This window comes from Microbispora sp. NPDC046933 (assembly GCF_040644635.1).
Lineage (GTDB): Bacteria > Actinomycetota > Actinomycetes > Streptosporangiales > Streptosporangiaceae > Microbispora.
In genome coordinates this window covers 1-2,799 of record NZ_JBEYWW010000093.1, presented here as the reverse complement: position 1 = coordinate 2,799, position 2,799 = coordinate 1, and the positions used below count along the sequence as shown (strand labels likewise).

Here is a 2,799-nt window from a genome sequence, read left to right as displayed (position 1 = left end):
CACGAGGGCCGCCGCGGCGACCAGGGCGATCAGTCCCAGGTAGGCGAGGACGAGCCGGGTGTCCCTGAGATAGCACTTCTATATTATGTTGTTACTTGCTTGGCTGTTTATTTTCACAATTAGGTTGCTAAAAAATGAATCTATAGACGATTTGTTTTTTATGTTATTACTTTTGGCTTTGGGACATGAAATATATCTGTTCAAAAAGAAGAGGTCGATGACTAACATCATAGTAATTGTAGTATTATTAATTGCTGTTTCTGTGATGGGCTGGAATTTAATGAGTGGAATTTTTAAATGAGGGATAAAGGAAAACTTGAGTTAAAGAATAGGTTAAAAGTGGCTCGTGCTGAAAAACAAATAAACCAGAGTAATTTGGCTAAAATTGTTGGTGTTTCGAGACAGACAATTAGCAATATAGAAACCTATGAGTACGTTCCATCTGCTAAATTAGCATTATTACTTTGTATAGCGTTGGATATAGAATTTGAAAAATTATTCTATTTTGAGTAGTGAAGACTTAAGTATATTAAAACGACTTAGGTCTTTTTTATTTTAGGGGCGCAAATGTCAGAGTTTGCGTTCTTATATTAGTGAAATAGCAAGGAGAGTCTTTATGCAAGTAACAGGAAAAACTAAAACTGGTGAGGAAAAACAGTTGACAGTTGAAATTCGTGATGTTGAAATCGTGAAACCTAAGATTGAGAAATCGGTTCTGTTGCAAAGTTTTCTGATAAGTCTATTTTAGTGTAAAATGAATAAAAATGACAGCGAGGATATATCAATGAACTATTTTAAAGGTAAACAATTTCAAAAAGATGTGATTATTGTCGCTGTTGGTTATTACCTGCGTTACAATCTAAGCTATCGTGAAATTCAAGAACTCCTTTATGATCGTGGGATTAACGTTTGTCATACGACTATTTATCGTTGGGTACAAGAATACGGTAAACTACTCTATCATCTCTGGAAAAAGAAAAATAAAAAATCCTTTTATTCATGGAAAATGGATGAAACGTACATCAAAATTAAAGGAAAATGGCATTATTTGTATCGAGCCATCGATGCAGATGGTTTAACCTTGGATATTTGGTTACGTAAAAAACGGGACACACAAGCAGCCTATGCTTTTCTTAAGCGGTTAGTGAAGCAGTTTGATGAACCGAAGGTTGTAGTCACAGATAAAGCCCCCTCTATTACAAGTGCCTTTAAGAAACTAAAAGAATACGGCTTTTATCAAGGGACAGAACATCGTACCATTAAATACCTGAATAATTTGATTGAACAAGACCATCGTCCAGTAAAGAGACGCAATAAATTCTATCGAAGTTTACGCACTGCCTCTACCACGATTAAGGGCATGGAAGCCATTCGAGGATTATATAAGAAAACCCGAAAAGAAGGCACTCTCTTCGGCTTTTCGGTGTCTACTGAAATCAAGGTATTAATGGGAATAACAGCCTAAATCATAGATACCGTAAGGGATTTTATTCTTTATTTAAAACTTTGCAACAGAACCCTATTATCTAAGGAAATCAAAGTATTAATGGGAACACCTACTTAATAAGGTTAGACTGTCATTTTAATATTTAAATGGCGCATAGTTTGCTTCATAACTAGCGTTCAAAAAAACTAAAAAGTATCATAAAAAGAAGGCACGCTTATAAACATGCCTTCTTTTATTTGTTGTGTTATTTAACTTTCATCAATCGTAATCCGTTTAATGTTACTAAAAGCGTTGCTCCCATATCTGCTACAATAGCAATCCATAGTGTTAGCCAACCTGGTATGACTAGTAGTAGAGCTAATAGTTTTATACCTAATGAGAAGGTGATATTTTGCTTAATTACTTTTAGAGTTTGACGGCTAAGTCTAACAATGAATGGTAATTTTTGTAAATCGTCGCCCATTAGAGCAACATCAGCAGTTTCGAGAGCCGTATCTGTCCCTGCACCGCCCATTGCAATACCAACCGTCGATGCAGCTAATGCTGGTGCATCATTAATGCCGTCGCCAACCATTGCTACTTTATTATAAGTTGTCCGCAACGCTTTAATCGAATCTAATTTTTCTTGAGGCATTAGATCTCCTTTTATTTCAGTCACACCTAATTGCTTACCAATAGATTCAGCGGTTTTAGTATTATCACCAGTAAGCATAATAGTGTGTTCAATTGACAACTTGTGGAGTTCAGAAATAACGGCAGCACTTGAATCTCTTACTTCATCCGCGACAGCAATTACTCCTAAAATTTGTTCGTCAGTACCGAAATACATGGCGGTTTTCCCTTGTTCTTGAAATTGTCTGTATTGTACTTTGACCGCTGTTTCTTCGATTACTGATGCAGAAAACAGTTTAGGGCTTCCAATATAGTAACGTATGTTTTGATGTATACCTGTAAGTCCTTTACCTGTGATAGATTGGAAATCCTCGATTTGTATTGACTTGTAATCCACATTAGTTTTATCCGCTTCGTTTAAAATAGCAGAAGCTAATGGGTGTTGAGAAAGAGATTCCAACGATGAAATAATCGATAGATAATTTATATCAGTTTCAGAACTGGTTGCAATGAAATCCGTTACGACAGGCTTTCCTTTTGTTAAGGTTCCAGTCTTATCGAAAGCAATTGCTCTCAAATGACCAATTTCTTCCAGATAGACTCCGCCTTTTACTAAAACACCATTTTTTGCTGCATTACCAATAGCCGAAACAATTGAAACAGGTGTTGAGATCACTAATGAACAAGGACATCCGACAACTAAAATGGATAACCCTTGGTAAAGCCATTTATTCCAGTCA

Annotated in this window: 3 protein-coding genes; 2 read left to right on the top strand and 1 reads right to left on the bottom strand. The window is 36.1% G+C overall.

All coding sequences use genetic code 11. From position 1 onward, the window contains the following. Window positions 1–297 precede the first annotated feature (297 nt). Window positions 298–513, top strand: a complete 216-nt coding sequence (locus ABZ857_RS43970) for a helix-turn-helix transcriptional regulator (protein WP_101913440.1) — start codon at window positions 298–300, stop codon at window positions 511–513. 271 nt (window positions 514–784) lie between these two features. Then, window positions 785–1,465: an IS6 family transposase gene (locus tag ABZ857_RS43965; protein WP_357056881.1), complete on the top strand. Its 681-nt coding sequence runs from the start codon at window positions 785–787 to the stop codon at window positions 1,463–1,465. Between the two features lie 226 nt (window positions 1,466–1,691). Here ABZ857_RS43965 and ABZ857_RS43960 read toward each other — a convergent pair. Next, a partial coding sequence (locus tag ABZ857_RS43960) for a heavy metal translocating P-type ATPase (RefSeq protein WP_357056877.1) occupies window positions 1,692–2,799 on the bottom strand: 1,108 nt, incomplete at its 5' end.

What these genes read in the sequence shown, in the direction of transcription:
- ABZ857_RS43970 (WP_101913440.1), top strand. Translation starts at nt 298, where the DNA reads ATGAGGGATAAAGGAAAACTTGAGTTAAAGAATAGGTTAAAAGTGGCT.
- ABZ857_RS43965 (WP_357056881.1), top strand. Translation starts at nt 785, where the DNA reads ATGAACTATTTTAAAGGTAAACAATTTCAAAAAGATGTGATTATTGTC.